We start from the raw sequence: 17,592 nt of genomic DNA, 5'->3' as shown, positions 1-17,592 counted from the left end.
AACAGAAAATTAAGGTTTTTTAACCCACGGAGGTGGGTTTTGCCTGTATATATGTGGTTTCTAACCGCCCTGACTGCTAGATTTCTCATTTAACATACCCCTGAGCAACAAACCAATCTACAGCATCCTTGAGTGCCGCTTTTAGGGGAGATTGAGGTAGATCCAACTCTCGTACAGCCTTAGCGGCATTGTAATACATAGGTTGTTTCGCCATCCGAACGCCATCTAACGGCACTGAGGGCGATTTCCCCAAGGGTGCGAGAATCTTTTCATCAACCCAGGCAACACTAAGGGGCAACCAAGTCGGTACTGTTCGTTGAGGTGCGGTTAAACCTGTGATATCGGCGAGTTGTTCGAGTAGTTCCTTAAGGCTGAGATTTTGATTACCTAAGATATAGCGATCGCCTGATTTACCCCGTTGCAAAGCCAGTAAATGTCCCCATGCCACATCCCGCACATCGATAAAATTCAAACCAGTATCTAAGTAAAAGGGCATTTGCCGCCGCAAAAATCGCAGTATTATATCACCTGTTGGGGTAGGTTTGATATCCAACGAGCCAATTGGGCTGCTGGGATTGACTATAACTACTTCTTGACCTTTAGTAACGGCTTGCATGGCTTCTTGTTCAGCCAAAAACTTAGACTTTTTGTAGTCACCAACCAACTTTTCTAAGGGACTCTGATGTGTTTCATCCACAACTTCCCCAGACGATCCTACCCCAATTGCCGCTACTGAACTAGTATAAACGGTGCGCTCAATGCCAGCTTTGCGGGCTGCTGCCAATACATTGCGCGTACCCAGGACATTGTTCTGGTGAAGCAACTCCCGGTCTGTTTGCCAGAGGGAATAATGGGCTGCCACATGAAATAAATATTGACAATCTCTCATTTGTTGGCACAGATTTGGTGAGTTCAAATCGCCTTTGACAATTTCCACCTCCAAACCGCGGAGATTCTCCAGATTGCTGCTTGAGCGTACCAGGGCTTTGACATCATATCCCTGTTGGAGTAACAACCGTACCAAGTGGGCACCAATAAAACCCGTACCCCCTGTGACAAAAACCTGCATTAAGCTGTCCCCTTCTTCTTAAATCGAGGAAACCAATCATCCAGAATGGTGTATAATACCGGCACAACAATCAAACTGAGGATAGTTGAAGTTACGAGTCCACCTGCGATCGCAACAGCCATCGGCGATCGCAATTCTGAACCAGCGCCTAAACCTAAAGCGATCGGTAGCATCCCTAAAATAGTGGCGGCGGTGGTCATCATAATTGGTCTGAGGCGCACTAGTCCGGTGTTCAGGATTGCATCGGTACGGTCTAAGCCAGCGTTGCGTAACTGATTGATGTAATCCACCAGCAAAATAGCATTTTTATTTGCCAGTCCGAGCAAAAAGACGAAACCGATCAGTGAAATCATGCCAAAGTCACTCTTGGTAATTAGTAGTGCCAACATTGCCCCCACTAGTGCTAAAGGCAAAGAGAAACCAATCACCAGAGGGTCTACCCAGCTTTTGAACAGCAAAATTAGTACTATGACAATACACAGGGCAGATAGAGCTAAAGTACTGCCAAAACTGCTAAAAACCTCACCTTGGCTAGCAGAGTCTCCTCCTAAATTTAAAGAAACATTAGGGGGTAACACCGCCTTAGCTTCAGCTACCACTTTGTCAGTAGCATCACCCAAGGATAGATCCTTGCCAAGATTAGCACTGATGTATGCCACACGCTGATTATTTAGATGCTCGATTTGAAAAACCGTACCCTGTGGATTTGTTTCACCTGTAACTGTGACATCGGCGAATCCGGGTAATCTCTGAATTTTTTCTTTAATTGTCTTGACTGCTTTGCTCAAGGCTTGGAGATCGTTACCGCCTAAAGCTATCTGGAGGGGTTTTTGACCGCCAGAATCGACAAATTGAATATCTTCGACACTGGTAGTTACTCCAGAAAGAGCAGGTAATGAGGAGCGGAATTGGTCTTGTAGTTCGGCAGTGGTGATTGAGCGATCGCGCTTTAATTTTATATATAATATCCCTTTGTTCGGCTCACCTTCACGAGAACCAACAGTGGTAAATACCGTTTCAACTGCCGGTGATTTTCTTACAACCTCTTCTAGTTTTTTTGCAACCTCAAGAGAATCGGTCAAGGGATTGGGGATTGGTGAGGGGGATGTTGCTTCCATTACTCCCTCATCTCCCCCTACTTCCTCATCTCCCCTTACTTCCTCATCTCCCCCTGCTTGCTTATCTCCCCTACTTCCTAAATCGGGGATACTCGGTAAAGGAGCGGTATAAGCAATATTAAATTCGCCGCGATCGAGTTTGGGAATAAAGCCTTTGGGAATTAGTGGAATTAGTGCTATACCTACAATGAAGCTGAAGACAGCTAACCCGATAACTATCTTGCGGTGATTCAAAGACCAACTCAGCAAGTTTCTGTAAGATTGGGTAAACGCTACCCAGATTTTTGCTTCTTGATGCTCTGAGAGTGAGGATTTAGGTTTGAGCCAGTAAATAGCCAGAACTGGAGATAAAGTCCGAGCAACTAGCATAGAAGCAAGCATCGCGGCTGAAACTGTAATGCCAAAAGGCTTGAAGAACTGACCGATTACCCCACCCATCAAACCTATTGGCAGAAAAACCGCTACTGCTGTCAAGGTGGCGGCGGTGACTGTCAACCCAATCTCATTTGTAGCTAAAAGCGCGGCTTGGCGAGGAGTTTCTCCATCTTCTACATGTCGCATGATGTTTTCCACATCTACGATCGCATCATCAACAATACTACCAATCACCAAAGCTAAAGCCAGCAGGGTAATTGTTTCCAGGTTAAAGCCGAAAATCGCCATAACGATAAACGTCGCCAACAATGACGTAGGAATCGCTAAGGCAGAAATTAGGGTGGCTCGCCAATTCCATAAAAAAGGAAAAATTACTACGATGGATAACAATACTGCTTCCATCAGCGCATCAATTGTTGACTGTGTGGCTCGACGGATATATTCGGCTTGAGTGGCAGCTAAACTGAGTTTGACATCCTTCAGACTAGACCGCAGTCTTTGGACTTCTTTTTCAACTCGACTCACTACTTCTAAGGTGTTAGCACTACCGCGTTTGATTACCTGAAATGCGAGTGCATCTTGCCCATTAAACCGGACTAATGTTGCCCCTGCTTGAGGGATAGCTGCACTTATATTAGATGGATTTAAGGGAGGAGTTGCAGTAGCACCACCCAACAGTGAGACTTTCAGGACTCCGGGAAGTTTAGCGATCGCACTCACAATCTCGTCTTTTGCCAACTTTGTCAAATCTGTAAGATTCCGTGTGGAACTCTCTATGGCATAGCTAATGGCGGCTGACTCGTTTAAATTCAGGGGAATAATCTTAGAAGTCCCTCCTTGAGGTAGAGTCAACTGCTTAAGGGCAGTTTCGACTTGTTTGGTCGATGTTTCTAAATTCGTCCCAACGGCAAAAGCAAGGCTAACGGCTGTTTGACTAGGATAAGTGGATGAGCGGATATTCTCCAATCCTTTTAGGGAGCGGAGGCGTTCTTCTAAAGGTTTAGTAAGCTTCGCCTCGGTATCCAGGGCAGTTGTCAGGGGGGCTGTAGCATTCACAACCACCACTGGAAAGGTAATATCTGGAAACAAGGCATATTTGAGGGAACTGAAAGCCAGAACACCAGCTACCGTTACGGCAATCCAAAAACTCACCGTCAGCCACGAAAATTGAATTGCCAATTTGGAAATATTGAAGAGTTCTCGTGCGGATTTGGAGTTATGAAGCTTTACCATCTTGGAAAATTATCGTGTGGGTGACACAATTATTTAGTCATGCTACAGCAATCACCTTCGGTTTGCGAGTTTTGATGGTCACAAAACGGCAATATTAGTTATTGTCACCCAGATGTGGCAAAATTTTTAATACAGAATTGAAACTTGGTTTTGTCGAGCATCAGGAATTATTCTGTCGGAGCTTTACAAACTGCGACGCCGAATAGCCCGCACTTCGACAAGCTCAGTGACCATCGTAGACATTGCTCTTTAAGGTAGAGAAAATTTTGCCAAGCTCGCCTACTTCTACCCAAACGCAAACTTGAAACTGTCGAGACTAGTGCCTAATTTTTTGCCCATCAACACAATTCTGGTACCTCAGGGAGCAGAATATAAAGCTGTCTGTCGCGGATTACGTGGCGTTACTGGTTCGATCCCAACGGTAGTAGCCATACCTGTTGGGATGAAGCCTTTACTTAAATACCTACAACAAGGACAATTTTTAGCTCCATCCAGGGTGCTAATTATGGGTATCTGTGGCAGCTTGAGCGATCGCTATACAGTTGGTGATATTGTGTTATATCAAGATTGTATTTACCCTGGAAAACTACAAGAATGCGATCGCCCTTTCACAACACAATTAAACTCTGCCATATCACAAAAAGCTTCATTAGTCAAGTGTCTGACAAGCGATCGCCTGATTTGGTCTGCTGCCGAAAAACGCCGTTTAGGTGAGACATTCAAGGCTGATGTTGTTGATATGGAAGGGTTTACCGCCCTAGAGTTTTTCAATGCAGCTGGGGTGGAGGTGGCAATGCTGCGAGTAGTCAGCGACGATTGTCAGCATAATATCCCCGATCTGACACCAGCAATTAATGATGGCTCATTAAAGCCTTTTCCGTTAGCGATCGCAATGCTTCGACAACCCCTTGCAGCGACTCGGCTGATTCGAGGTTCATTAACAGCATTAAAGGTTTTAGAGCAAGTTACAAATCGGCTCTTTTCTGGCAATAATTAGGCGATTAGAAGTCGCTACTAGACAAACTTTCGTCCGCTGCAAACTAAGAGAAAATCAAAGGTTTGCTAACCTGCGGAGGCAGATTTCGTCTCGTGTAGTCAAGCTAGTAGTCTGTCCCAAAAGTTTTCAGAAGCCTTGATATCACATCAAAACAAAGTAATAGGGACTTCCAAGAAATAAATTACCCAATCTTGTGGGGTGGGCATCTTGCCCGCCCATATACAAGGGCGGGCAAGATGCCCACCCCACAAGAAGTAGTTGAGTATTTTTTTATTTGGAAGTCCCATAAATACTGACAGTGTAATAATCAATACAAGTTGATTTTAATTATGAAATTGTTTGTAGAACAAGTTTTACACAAACTTTATTGTTATAGATATTAAATAGAAAAAAAATTGGGAAGCATAATATATAACCTTATTAGGGTTGGGTTCCATGAGAGCTTATTGCACTAGATCGTGAACGAAAAATACTTTTTTGCCAGAATAGCTCGGAACTAATTGGCCAACTATCAAAGATCATTTATGAAACTCAATCACAACCTCTACCTTTACTCATTCTTAGCTAATTTCGGATGGCTCAAGAAAAGTTACACCGCTAAAATCATGTTGGTGGCATTTTTGGGTACTCACGTACCACTTTTGACTTTACTATTGAGTTTCCTGGTCTCAAACTCCTATTCTTTGGAGATGGCGGCGCGAGTTATGATAATTGCTCTGTTGGCGACGTTAGCGGGTACAGCCGTCACCCTCTATGCGCTAAACCATCTCCTCAAACCGGTTATTTTGACATCCGCTACATTGCAAAATTATCTGAATACCAAAACCTTACCTGAATTGCCCACAGAATTTGCTGATGAAGCGGGTACATTGATGGCAGATACCTCACAAACTCTTCACAAATTAGATGAGTTAATTCACTACATCAGTAATTATGATGACTTGACAGGATTGCCCAATCGTGATTTATTCTGCGATCGCCTCCATGAAATTCTATCCAAACCTGAAAATAACCAGCGCCTTGTAGCTGTCTTTTTGCTGAGTATTGATGATTTCACTGGTATAAGTCATGGGTTGGAGCATGAGACAACAAATTTGTTGTTAAGAGCAGTTGCCCAGAGGTTATCAACCTGCATAGCACAAACAGATATTCTTGCCCATTTGAGTAGAGATGAATTTGCTCTTGTCCGAACAGAGATTCATTCTCTTGAAAGTGTAATTAAGCTATCTCAGCTGCTCTTAAGTACCCTGAGTAAAACCTTTTCTGTTGAGGGTAACTCAATTCGTATCACCGCCAGCATTGGGATGACAATTAATGGCATAAACGATCGCAATAGCGTAGATCAACTCTTGCAACAGGCTCACATAGCCCTTTACCAAGCAAAGCAGCAAGGGCGTAGCCAATACCAATTCTATTCGCCAGAAATTAATGCTCAGTTGCAGGAACGACTGACATTAGAAAATGAATTACATGGGGCGCTTGAGCGCAACGAAATGCTGGTTTATTATCAACCTCTAGTTGATTTACATAGCGGACAAATTACAGCTGTGGAAGCGTTGATTCGCTGGCAGCATCCCACTTTAGGGATGATTTCTCCAGCAAAGTTTATTCCCATTGCAGAAGCCAATGGTGCGATCGTACCAATTGGCGAATGGGTGTTGCGAACTGCTTGCGCTCAAACCCGTGCTTGGCAACTTGCTGGATTTACCCCAATTCGGATGTCTGTAAATCTGTCAGCTCGACAGTTTGAACAACCGTATCTGGTTGAGGTAATCAACCAAATTCTTGAGGAGACTGAACTCCAAGCATCTGATCTCGAACTAGAAGTAACAGAAAGCTTCTTGATGGGTAACATTGAGCGATCGATTAAAACCTTAAAACAATTACGAGAACTGGGTATATTGTTGGCTCTAGACGATTTCGGCACCGGTTATTCCTCCCTGAGCTACTTGAAGCGCTTTCCTGTAAATATACTGAAGATTGATCAGTCATTTGTGCATGATGTCATGTCCAATTCTGATAGCGCTACCGTCACCAATGCCATTATTGCCCTCGCAAAGAGCCTCCGGTTGACTATCACAGCAGAGGGTATAGAAACCCAAGAACAGCTTGACTACCTGAAAATGCAGGGATGTGAGGAAGGTCAGGGTTACTACTTCAGTCGTCCTGTCCCTGCTGATATAATTGCCCCGATGTTGCAGAAAAGTTCTCAGCAGATGGTGACAATTGCAGCATAGGTAGATGTTTAAGCGAGAAAATGATTTTAATTTTGATAGGACTTACGCACGAGTTACGGAATAACGAACCGCAGAGGCACAGAGAACACGGAGAAATCAGAGTTAGAGAGATATTTGGCGTAAGTCCTATTTGATACAAAACGTCGTAACTTTTTCTTAGGGAACTCTAAGAAATAAACTATCCAATTTCTGGACTTCACCACGACTTTGCTGCTCCCTGCCTCTATAGCGATGGTATATTTTTTTATTTGGAAGTCTCTTAGCACCCAATTTATCGGGGGTTGGGGGATCTAAAGTTTGAGTCACATCACGCCAAGATCCCCCTAACTCCATTAGCTCCTCATTGCCAATAACCGCACCTTTACAGACGGACGCCACTACCGCCATCAAGATTAAAATCTCTTAACCTTTCGTTACACTAAAGACATCGAGAAGGAAGAAAATAAACCTCTCGAAGCTGATATCAAAGGTGAAGGACATGAATGGCACAATTCGCGTTGGAAATCTCTTCGGAATTCCCTTCTATATCCATCCGTCATGGTTTTTAGTTCTGGGTTTAATAACTTGGAGCTATAGTAGTGGACTGGCGGCACAATTTCCCCAATTGTCTGCGGGATTAGCTTTGTTACTAGGATTGATGACTGCGCTGATGTTATTTGCCTCTGTCGTCGCCCATGAATTAGGCCACAGTTTTGTTGCGATTCGTCAGGGTATTGATGTCAAATCTATTACACTGTTTATATTTGGCGGTTTAGCTAGCTTAGAAAAAGAGTCGAAAACCCCAGGTGAAGCTTTTTGGGTTGCGATCGCAGGGCCAATAGTTAGCCTACTACTATGCGGTATCGTTACAGCTATTGGTATTACTACTGCTGCATCAGGGCCCTTAGCTGCAATTATTGGTGTTTTAGCTTCTGTTAACTTGGCATTAGCCCTGTTTAACCTGATTCCTGGCTTGCCCTTAGATGGCGGAAATATACTGAAAGCTATCGTGTGGAAAATCACAGGCAATCCTTATAAAGGTGTGACCTTTGCTAGTCGAGTTGGGCAAATCTTTGGTTGGGTAGCAATTCTTTCAGGTGTACTTCCCCTAGTATTATTTGGCAGCGCCAGTAACTTCTGGAACTTGTTAATTGGCTTCTTCTTGTTGCGAAATGCTGGTAATGCGGCTCAATTTGCCAGAGTGCAAGAAAAACTCACAGGTTTGACAGCCGAAGATGCTGTAACCCATGATAGCCCGATTGTATCTGCTAATCTTACCCTGAGAGAATTTGCCGATGAGCGAGTCATAAGTGGGCAAAACTGGCATCGGTTCTTAGTGACTGATGATGATGGACAATTAGTAGGTGCGATGTCTATTGATAATTTACGAACCGTCCCTACAGCACTGTGGTCAGAAACTCAAGTAAAACAAGTCATGCGACCAATTACCGAATCTACTACAGTTCAATCCGATCAACCTCTTTTGGAAGTCATGCAGCTACTCGAACAACAAAAGCTATCTGTGCTTCCCGTGATTCGTAAGAATGGTGTCCTAGTTGGAATCTTAGAAAAAGCTGCTATTATCCAGCTACTTCAAAGCCGAACCCAACCTAACCCTGCATAATAATTACTAATTCGTAATTCGTAATTCGTAATTCGTAATTAAATAGGACTTAGGCAAAAGTACACGCGCTCTGGGGCAATTCATGAATTGCCCCTACTACGGTTAAAGTGAAAGGGATCATAAAACCTTTCCCTTTTGCCTACTTTGGAATTAGATGGGGTTAAGAGCAACAGATAAATTCCAACTTCCTGCCTTCTTCACCATCTCTGCGGTGAGAACACGTTGCCAAGTTAATTCTTTTGTACTATCATCCCAATGCCAGCGTAATAAATTAGCGGGTTGACTCTTGACAATTCGTGGTAAACCAATCGCTTTTCTAGGTGCATTAGTAGCTAGTAAAATGGCACTTTCTACATCACAAATTCCCCACTTCACCAAATTCTGTACTCCCACCAATAAGGGTAAAGTCGTCCCCGACAAAGTGCCATCCGGCAGTCGTGCCGTACCGTTTTTAACTTCAATTTGCCGAGTATCCCAAGGATACACCCCATCGGGTAGCCCCAGAGGTGCGAGGGCATCGCTGACGAGGAACAGCCCTTTTTCGTAATTGCTAGCGCGAAGTAAAATTTGTAGCATCGTAGGCGAAACGTGTTCACCATCAGCAATAAAACCACAGATGACATCAGGATGAGTAATTGCTGCCCCTAATAATCCTGGTTCGCGGTGATGTAATGCTGGCATAGCGTTGAAAGCATGAGTTACCATCGTTGCACCCTCATCAAAGGCACGTTGCGCTTGGGCGGCTGTTGCTTGAGAATGTCCTAAACTGACAGTAATTCCTAGAGAACGCAAATATGGAATTACTTCACCAGTTAAATCTAACTCTGGTGCTAAGGTGATAAGTTTCACGAGCATTGCATAATTACCCAAAACCCGCTTTACCCGATCAATTGTTAGAGGTAACAAATACTCTGCTGGGTGTGCGCCGCGCTTTTGGAAATTCAAAAATGGGCCTTCTAAATGTACTCCCAGAATCTTGGCACCAGCTTGTTGAGTGGGGATAACTTCAGCAATAATAGCAAGCGATCGCTGAATATTTTCGACTGAAGTTGTCACAAGTGTCGGTAAAAATCCATCTACCCCAACATTCCACAAAAATTGTGAGATTTTCTGAAGTATATGAGCATTTTCGGTCGTCAATTCGGGAAATGCCAAACCCAACGCACCGTTAATTTGCAAATCAACGCCGCCGAGAGAAATCCAGTCACCTGCTACATCTAGTAGAGACGTACATCTGTGCATCTCTACCGTACCCATTGGCAAGATTTGCTCAATTATGCCCTCTTGATTAACCAAGAGCATCTGCAAATCTTTGTAACCAGGCACTCTAGCATTGATAATATCTACAGGATTTTGTCTTGCTTGGCTCATCACACTGGCTAGGGAATAATTAAACCTGACCCGATTTTAGATGCAACAATCAGTAATTAATCCAAAATCCAAAATCCAAAATCCAAAATCCAAAATTCTATGACTCCCTTAGTTGCTATTATCATGGGCAGCGATTCCGATTTGCCCACCATGAAAGACGCGATCGCAGTTTGTGAAGAATTTGGCGTTGAAAGTGAAGTGGGGATCGTTTCTGCTCATCGTACCCCAGAACGGATGGTACAATATGCTCAATTTGCACACCAACGCGGTATTAAGGTAATTATTGCTGGTGCCGGTGGTGCTGCCCATCTGCCGGGAATGGTAGCGTCTTTAACTCCACTTCCGGTTATTGGTGTTCCTATACCCACCCGTAACTTACAGGGTGTTGATTCTTTGTATTCTATTTTACAAATGCCTGCGGGGATTCCTGTAGCAACAGTAGCGATCGGTAATGCCAAAAATGCCGGACTTTTAGCAGTACAAATTCTCGCAACTCATCAACCAGAATTGCTAGAAAAAGTGCAGCAATATCGCAAAACTTTATGTGAATCAGTAATTGCAAAGCAAGCAAAACTAGAAGAATTAGGCTATGAACAATATTTACAACAGATGTTTTAATAAAAATTAATCCCAGAGCAGCAGGGAAGCAGAAAGTATTTCCCCAATGCCCAATACCCCATAAAAAATGACAAATGACTAACCAAACTATTCGCATTGTTGCCCGTATTATTGCTTTGCCTAACAAAGTAGAAGAACTAAAAGCTGTACTGTTAGAACTCATTGAGCCAACCCGTCAGGAAGCGGGTGCGATCGAGTATAAACTTTTGCAAAACCAAGACGATCCAACAGACTTTACTTTTATAGAGGAGTGGACTTCTGATGAAGTCCTAAATACTCATCTAGATTCACCACATTTCCAAGCAGCAGCAGCCAAACTAGAAGGTTTAGTGACTACTGCACCCGATATCCGCCGATACCATCTTTTGGCATAATGTCATATTGCTAAGGATCATTTGGAATATCTCAGCTTTAAATTCTAAGATTGAAGCGATCGCTCCAGAATCAAGGCAGCATTCTGAAGTATCTTGATTTTGAGGCCGTAGTCAAAAATTGAGAGCGACAACATCCATGTGTCAATTGCTCGGAATGAATTGCAATGTTCCAACGGATATTTGCTTTTCTTTTGAAGGGTTTTCTGCACGGGGAGGAAAAACGGACGATCATAGCGATGGTTGGGGCATTGCTTTCTTTGAAGGGAAAGGATGTCGAATGTTTTTAGATGCCCAACCTTCTGTTGCTTCTCCAGTAGCCGAGTTTGTGCGGAGTTATCCCATCCACTCAACCCATGTCATAGCCCATATCCGCAAAGCTACTCAGGGTGAAGTTGCCTTACACAACTGCCATCCTTTCCGTAGAGAATTGTGGGGTCAATATTGGGTGTTTGCCCACAACGGTAATTTGCCAGATTTTGAACCAGAAAATTTGGGCTTTTATCAAGCCGTAGGTGATACCGATAGTGAAAAAGCATTCTGTATGATGCTAGAAACACTGCGATCGCGCTTTCCTGGGGGTAAGCCTGACATAAAGGAACTGTACCCTGTGCTGCAAAAAATTACAGATGTAATTGCAAAATTGGGTATATTTAATTACTTATTATCAGATGGAACCCACTTTTTTGCTTATTGTTCAACTAAACTTAGCTACATTGTCCGCCAAGCGCCCTTTGCAGCTGCCCATTTAATTGATCAAGACATGACGGTAGATTTTCGGGAGGTGACTACAGAACGCGATCGCGTCGCTGTCATTGCTACTACACCCCTGACTGACAACGAAGTTTGGACACAAATCCAACCGGGAGAGTTATTAGTTTTTCAGGACGGGCTGCCCCTGAAATATGGTTGAAATTAAGAATCTGATGTTGTGGGTGAATTTAAAAATTAACCAGATTCCCATTTAGATATTTTCTAGATGGGTTTTCCTTTCTAACAAGTGTCATAAGTGTCATTACAGAAAGCACTTCATTAATTACCGTCCGTGTAATGTTGCAATTGAGTATTGAACCGTGTACTAGTTTAAATTCTAGTTATAAGGATTCTCTTGTATCTCCCGCCTATATCAGATTCCCGAATGAACAAAGCGATCGCCTACACTTAGAGAGCTTGCTTTGATCGCTCCCAACCCTTTGAGCGTAGTTTTCTGTGCTTCGGTAATCCCGGTCACGCCCGTGATGTTCATGCCTTCGTAGGGGCGATTGGCTCTCAGCGTTTTGAGACATTCACCCGTTTGCACCGACCACAGCCGGATGGTTCCGTCCGAACTGCTGCTTGCAAGATATGAGCCACTTGGATTCCAAGATACATAAAAAATTCGGCTCTGGTGTCCGTGTAGGGTGAAATTGCATTCATTGGTTTCCAGATTCCACAGTTTTATCGTGCAATCATCGCTGCCACTGGCTAACCAACGACCGTTTGGACTCCAGGCAAGCGCCCAAATCCATGCCTGATGCCCCACGAGTTCTCGCTCAAATGCACTCGTCTGAAGATTCCAGAGCCGCACGGTTTGATCGGTACTGCTGGTTGCCAACCAGTTGCCGTCTGGACTCCAGGCGATCGCAACGCCCATCAAGCGTTCGTCGTGCAAGGTCTGCACACACTCGCCGGTTTGCACATCCCACAGCTTGATCTGCCGATCGTCACTCGCGGTTGCCAACCGCTTGACATCAGGACTCCAAATCACCCACCAAATCCAACTTTGATGCCCGGATAAGACTCTGAGGCATTCGCCAGTTTCGGGATTCCATAATCTGATAGTTGGGTCATTCATACCGCTTGCAGTCGCCAGCAATTGTCCGGTACTTGTTGGCAAAATCACTGCGCTCGGACTCCAGGCAACCGACCACACCCAACCCGAATCATCCGTTAACGTTCTTAAGCATCGCCCTGTCTGCACGTCCCAAATCTTGATTGTACTGTCTCGACCACTGCTGGCGAGCAGTCCTGCTGCATTCTGAGCATCAACACAAGCGTAAGGATTCCATGCTGCCGAAAGTACCCACCCATGATGCCCCGTTAACGTTTTCAGGCATTGTCCAGTCTCCACCTCCCAGACTCTGACGGTATTATCTGTGCTGGAACTAACTAAGCATTTGCTATCGGGACTCCACACTACAGTGCGAATCCAGTTTGTGTACCCGTTGAGTGTGTGACGACACTGACCCATCTGAGGGTTCCAAAGCCGTACCATCTGGTCAAGGCTGCCACTGGCGATCGCTTTTCCATCACTGCTCCAGCTTACGCTCCAAATCGGTTCAAGATGTCCTTGCATCGTTTTCAAGCAGGTTCCGGCGATCGGGTTCCAGAGCCTGACGGTGCGATCGCCGCTACAACTCGCTAGCATTGTGCCATCGGGACTCCACGCCAACGAGTAGATCCACGTGGTATGCCCGGACATACTGCGAATCTGCTGTCCGGTTTGCTCGTCCCATAGCCGAATCAACAAGTCTGCACCGGCGCTAGCAAGTATTTTTCCATCGGGACTCCAGGCAACGCAACCGACCCGGTATCCGTCAACGGGCAACGTTTTGAGGCAATCACCCGTCTGGATATCCCACAGTCGAATCGTTTGATCGTCACTGCCACTGGCGAGAATCTTTCTATTGGGATGCCAAGCCACACTCCAGATCAAATTTTGATGCCCGTGCAAGGTGCAAAGGCAAGCTCCGGTCTTTGCATCCCAAATCTTAATCGTGCGATCGCCGCTACTGCTGGCAAACCTGCTGCCGTCTGGACTCCAAGTTAAACTCCAAACTCCCTTGTGGTGATCTCGAAGCGTGTGCAAACATTGCCCTGTTTCCACATCCCAAATTTTAATCGTACAGTCTTCGCTGCCGCTGATTAGCCTCGGCTTGTTGGGATGCCAAGCGACGGCTAAAACCCAGCTTTGATGACCACTCAAGCTTGAAAGCAGCTGTTCTACACCCGATTCATTATCGCTAATTGTTTGCCACAGACGCACAGTGCTATCGGTGTCTGCTAGAGCGAGCATTTTACTATCTGGACTAAAGGCGACTGCTAGGATACCGCCAAAAGTTTGGCAAAAGGTTGATTGCACGAACTTGCAGCCAGTGAAGTTGACCCGGTGTAAGTTAACTGCTGAGAGATTCGCATGACAAAGGGTGAGCTTGGAAAAGTCGTAGCCTGTGAGATCGATCTGTAAGTAGCAGCAAAGGTTGATTAAATTTCCAGCCGCATACACAGAATCAGACCCGCTTTGCAGCAGCTTGAGGATGTTCTGCAACCGTGCTTCAATTTGTGCTGGAGTTCTCAGTACCGTTTGTAGCTGTGTGATTACTCCTGCCAGAATCAACCGTTGCTGAGTTTCTCTAATGTATTCTTTAACGGTCATCTTGAGTAATGCATGGCTACTCAATAAATCGATATCTTGGTTGACCAACTCATTGGCGATCTGCTCGACCAACACATCAGTACAGTATTCCATTACCACGGGCTGCTGCGTGTAGCTGCCTTGTCTGCGCTCAATCAAATTTCGCCAACTCAATGACTCTAGTGCTTCGAGCAATTTGGCTCGCGGCACGGTCGGTACTATATCTTCACTCAACTGTGCGATCGTCGTCCATTCTCGATTGATCGCTAACCAATACATGATGTTTTGTTCGATGTTTGACAGCCGCTGAAACTGCTGCTCTAGCAATCGTCGAGCACCATTAAACAGAACAGTGTTCTGCTGCAAAAACTGCTCAATATCGCCATCAAACACATCTTGAATCGAGCTAGCGACAATTTTTATCGCTAAAGGATTGTAGCCGTATTGCTCGGCTAAGATGCGTTTGTTTGTCTCAGAGCCAATCAAACCTTTTGCGGCAATCAACGCTTGAGCAGTTTGAGGTGAACCACTGAGAAGCAGCGATCGCACCGCCCCTGTTCCTTCCAATACCGCAATTTCAGAGGGTTTCTCACGGCTGGTGAGCACTACACAACTCTGGTGTTGCGCCTCACACAGCAGCTTGAATAATTCACCGTAGGATTCGTAACCTGAGCGATATTGTCCAGCCTGCTTGCCTGCTTGAAAAATTGTCTCCACGTTATCGAGGACGATTAAACAGCGATGCGATCGCAGCCAATGGATTAACCGCCCGAATTCTGCTTTGATGTCTTGCTGGTTCGAGAAAAACGACACAAGGTCTGCCAGCAGCGTTTCCAGGAGCGGTGCATTTCGTAAACTGCGCCAAATCACGAACTCAAACTCGTGGTGCGACTGCAAGCCAGTAGACATGACCAGTTGATTCGCTAGCTTCACCGAGAGGGTTGTTTTGCCGATACCGCCCATACCCAACAGCGCCACCACCCGACAGCGTTCTCCAATGATCCAGCCACACAGGGCGGTCAATTCTGCGGTGCGACCACAAAAGCCAGCAACGCTGACGGCTTCGCCCCAGTCAATTTGCGGGGAGGGAGAGTGGGAAGCTGGTCGGGCTGGTTGGGGAATCTGCTGTATGGCTGCGGCTGTTGTGACTGCCGTTGCTTGCCTCACGGGTTGAGTGACGAGCGAACTCGGTGGTTGTCCCCCAGTTTCAATGTCGCTGGCTCGCCGCATCAGCGCATTGCGGAAATTGGTCTTACTCACGCTCTCATTCAGCCCAAGCGACAGCAACTGCCAAAGCTTGGGGCCAATATTGCGCTTGACATGGCTAATCGAGTATCCAGCCTGTTCGGCAATCTCTTCATAGGTTTTATTAGCGATCGCGCCCAGCAAAATCGTGGTTTCCAAATCGCTTAGATGTCTCCCTCTGTGAGCTAGGATGACTGCATTTCCGATAGCCAGTAACTGTTCTGGTTCCACAATGAGCGTTTTTTTGAGTTTGATCCCTGTTATTAAAACATTATGGAACATTCTGGAACTTTTAACTTATTTTCACTCAAATGACAAGAACTTTTAGGTAACGACAGACACAAAATCTTTGCTTACAGTAAGTGTATTGGAATCGAAAGCAACCAAACCGAGCGATGAGCAGTTCAAAAGTTAACGCCACTGTCATTAATTGATTTGTATATCTTCTGTTAGCTTCTATTCACACTGCATTCAGTTCAAGCAAGGCTGAAGAATTCATTGCATCACTCTTTTGTTTTAAGCAGAACACTGAATAAGCTAAAAAACATCTAACTTGCATAACCCTTGTTAAATATAACTCTTGTGGGGTGGGCATCCTGCCCGCCCAGTATATGCAAGTTTATTTGTGGAACAGCTTAATACTATTTTACGCTTAATGTGAATTAAAAACGTCTCTTATCCCGTAAGGGTTTTGAGAATTGCCCAAAATCATGCTTTTGAAATTATCAACGAAATTACAAGGGTTTCAACGCTTAATTCACATTAAACGTATTTTTAGTTGTTCAATCAACAGCCTAGCAAGATTGAGTGCAAGGTGTAGCTCACCAACGTCGCTTGTCTTTGGTTGGCGTTAAACCACTCACAAAATCAGAGGTAAATTTAAGGATACTCTATATGGTGGGTCTGGTAATGATACTCTCTATGGTGGGTCAGACAATGATATTCTCTATGGCGAATCCGGCAATAACATCCTTTCCGGTGGAGATGGAGCTGACGTGTTTGGCGTGGGCGTATTTTTTACAAACACCTCTAACACAATTACTGACTTTGAGGATGGCACCGACAAGATTAGCGTAACTGGGCTTTTCGGTAGTAAAGTGAGCTTTGGACAACTGACGATTAGTTCCAGTGGCAGCAACACGCTGATTAGTTATAATCTCAACAATTCAACCTTGGCAACGCTAACAGGTGTCAACTCCAGCCTGATTACCTCTGCCGATTTTGTCACTATCTAAGTTTTCAAATACAATTGCAAAGCGCGATCGCTTTTGTGGTCAAGCTTGAGTTGTTCGTTGCTGTGAGCAGTAGCGCCTCTTGAAAGATTTTTCCAAAGATAAAGCAACTTTTCCGAACTTAAGCGATCGCTCCAGCAACTACTTAAGTTCTCAAATGGCTAAAACCCTTGCAAGTGCTACTGATGGTCACTATTTATTAAATTCTTTGTTTTGCCATCCTCATCTAATGCTTGCCCTGCACTAGCTTTCAAGCGAGTCAACCTGCCTTTGCGTACACGTTCGCTGTCACGAACACCACCCGCTATCTCATATTCGTTGCTGTTCTTGCCGTACTTGAAAGCAACTCCCCTCAGCAATTTGTCTGAAAGATTGTTCAAGCTTTGTTCCATCTCATCAATCTTATTTTTGTGAGAGTCAACCACAGCAAGAGCGCTATTATAAGTATCAAGCATACTGCGTAACTGCTCAATTGATTGAGTCAGGTTTTGCAAATCGCAATGATCGCCAAAATCCATAGTTGCATCAACTGCTTTGAGTGCAGCCGTTCTCAATTCGGCTTTTTCGAGAATCCGCGATATGCGTTTTCTACGAGGCATAAATTTACTCCTATAATCAGGTTATAGAACTAGCTTGCCTCAATCAAGTAAGATTCCGGTTCAGCATAATTCACAATTTTTACTGAGAATTTTTCATGTAATATCAGTGATATCTCTGAATTTAATCACT

At 44.7% G+C, this 17,592-nt stretch carries 13 protein-coding genes; 8 read left to right on the top strand and 5 right to left on the bottom strand.

Going from position 1 to position 17,592, the window contains the following annotated elements:
- Positions 1-85 precede the first annotated feature (85 nt).
- Together hpnA and V7K32_RS01400 are read right to left on the bottom strand one after the other, a co-directional pair.
- Positions 86-1,069 (bottom strand): hopanoid-associated sugar epimerase, encoded by a 984-nt coding sequence (gene hpnA, locus V7K32_RS01405; RefSeq protein WP_334989649.1) that lies wholly within the window; start codon positions 1,067-1,069, stop codon positions 86-88.
- Positions 1,069-3,795, bottom strand: coding sequence for an efflux RND transporter permease subunit (locus V7K32_RS01400; RefSeq protein ID WP_334989647.1), 2,727 nt, complete (start codon positions 3,793-3,795; stop codon positions 1,069-1,071). Before V7K32_RS01400 ends, hpnA begins: the two co-directional genes overlap by 1 nt.
- Between V7K32_RS01400 and V7K32_RS01395 the strand changes: the two genes are divergently transcribed.
- The 4 genes from V7K32_RS01395 (at position 3,765) to V7K32_RS01380 (ending at position 8,632) form a co-directional block, all read left to right on the top strand.
- Positions 3,765-3,893, top strand: a complete 129-nt coding sequence (locus V7K32_RS01395; protein ID WP_334879432.1) for a hypothetical protein — start codon at positions 3,765-3,767, stop codon at positions 3,891-3,893. The genes V7K32_RS01400 and V7K32_RS01395 overlap by 31 nt on opposite strands.
- Before the next feature lie 221 nt (positions 3,894-4,114).
- On the top strand, positions 4,115-4,792 hold the full coding sequence (locus V7K32_RS01390) for a 5'-methylthioadenosine/S-adenosylhomocysteine nucleosidase family protein (protein WP_334989645.1): 678 nt from the start codon (positions 4,115-4,117) through the stop codon (positions 4,790-4,792).
- A gap of 524 nt (positions 4,793-5,316) precedes the next feature.
- Positions 5,317-7,029 (top strand): putative bifunctional diguanylate cyclase/phosphodiesterase, encoded by a 1,713-nt coding sequence (locus tag V7K32_RS01385; protein ID WP_334989643.1) that lies wholly within the window; start codon positions 5,317-5,319, stop codon positions 7,027-7,029.
- Positions 7,030-7,507: 478 nt separating this feature from the next.
- Positions 7,508-8,632 (top strand): site-2 protease family protein, encoded by a 1,125-nt coding sequence (locus V7K32_RS01380; protein ID WP_334989641.1) that lies wholly within the window; start codon positions 7,508-7,510, stop codon positions 8,630-8,632.
- A gap of 150 nt (positions 8,633-8,782) precedes the next feature.
- Here V7K32_RS01380 and nagA read toward each other — a convergent pair whose 3' ends face one another.
- Positions 8,783-10,003, bottom strand: a complete 1,221-nt coding sequence (gene nagA / locus V7K32_RS01375; RefSeq protein WP_334989639.1) for an N-acetylglucosamine-6-phosphate deacetylase — start codon at positions 10,001-10,003, stop codon at positions 8,783-8,785.
- Between the two features lie 99 nt (positions 10,004-10,102).
- Here nagA and purE point away from each other — a divergent pair, with 99 nt between their 5' ends.
- From purE to V7K32_RS01360, 3 genes are all read left to right on the top strand, one after another.
- A complete protein-coding gene (gene purE, locus V7K32_RS01370; protein ID WP_334989637.1) occupies positions 10,103-10,621 on the top strand; it encodes a 5-(carboxyamino)imidazole ribonucleotide mutase in 519 nt (172 codons plus the stop codon).
- A gap of 74 nt (positions 10,622-10,695) precedes the next feature.
- On the top strand, positions 10,696-10,995 hold the full coding sequence (locus V7K32_RS01365; protein ID WP_334989635.1) for a putative quinol monooxygenase: 300 nt from the start codon (positions 10,696-10,698) through the stop codon (positions 10,993-10,995).
- A 136-nt stretch (positions 10,996-11,131) separates the two neighbouring features.
- Entirely contained in the window at positions 11,132-11,905 is a 774-nt protein-coding gene (locus V7K32_RS01360) for a class II glutamine amidotransferase (protein WP_334989633.1), read from the top strand.
- Between the two features lie 213 nt (positions 11,906-12,118).
- Here V7K32_RS01360 and V7K32_RS01355 read toward each other — a convergent pair whose 3' ends face one another.
- On the bottom strand, positions 12,119-15,913 hold the full coding sequence (locus tag V7K32_RS01355; protein WP_334989631.1) for an NACHT and WD40 repeat domain-containing protein: 3,795 nt from the start codon (positions 15,911-15,913) through the stop codon (positions 12,119-12,121).
- 584 nt (positions 15,914-16,497) lie between these two features.
- Between V7K32_RS01355 and V7K32_RS28645 the strand changes: the two genes are divergently transcribed.
- The gene (locus tag V7K32_RS28645) at positions 16,498-16,866 is read left to right on the top strand and encodes a M10 family metallopeptidase C-terminal domain-containing protein (protein WP_442938682.1); all 369 of its coding nucleotides are present in this window, start codon (positions 16,498-16,500) and stop codon (positions 16,864-16,866) included.
- 176 nt (positions 16,867-17,042) lie between these two features.
- Here the strand turns inward: V7K32_RS28645 and V7K32_RS01345 are convergent, their stop codons facing one another.
- On the bottom strand, positions 17,043-17,462 hold the full coding sequence (locus tag V7K32_RS01345) for a hypothetical protein (protein WP_334989628.1): 420 nt from the start codon (positions 17,460-17,462) through the stop codon (positions 17,043-17,045).
- Positions 17,463-17,592 lie beyond the last annotated feature (130 nt).

The sequence above is a fragment of the Nostoc sp. genome, from assembly GCF_036917635.1.
In the GTDB taxonomy this organism is placed as follows: Bacteria; Cyanobacteriota; Cyanobacteriia; order Cyanobacteriales; family Nostocaceae; genus Nostoc.
The sequence above is the reverse complement of the archived record's forward strand: the minus strand, read 5'-3'. Positions and strand labels throughout refer to the sequence as shown.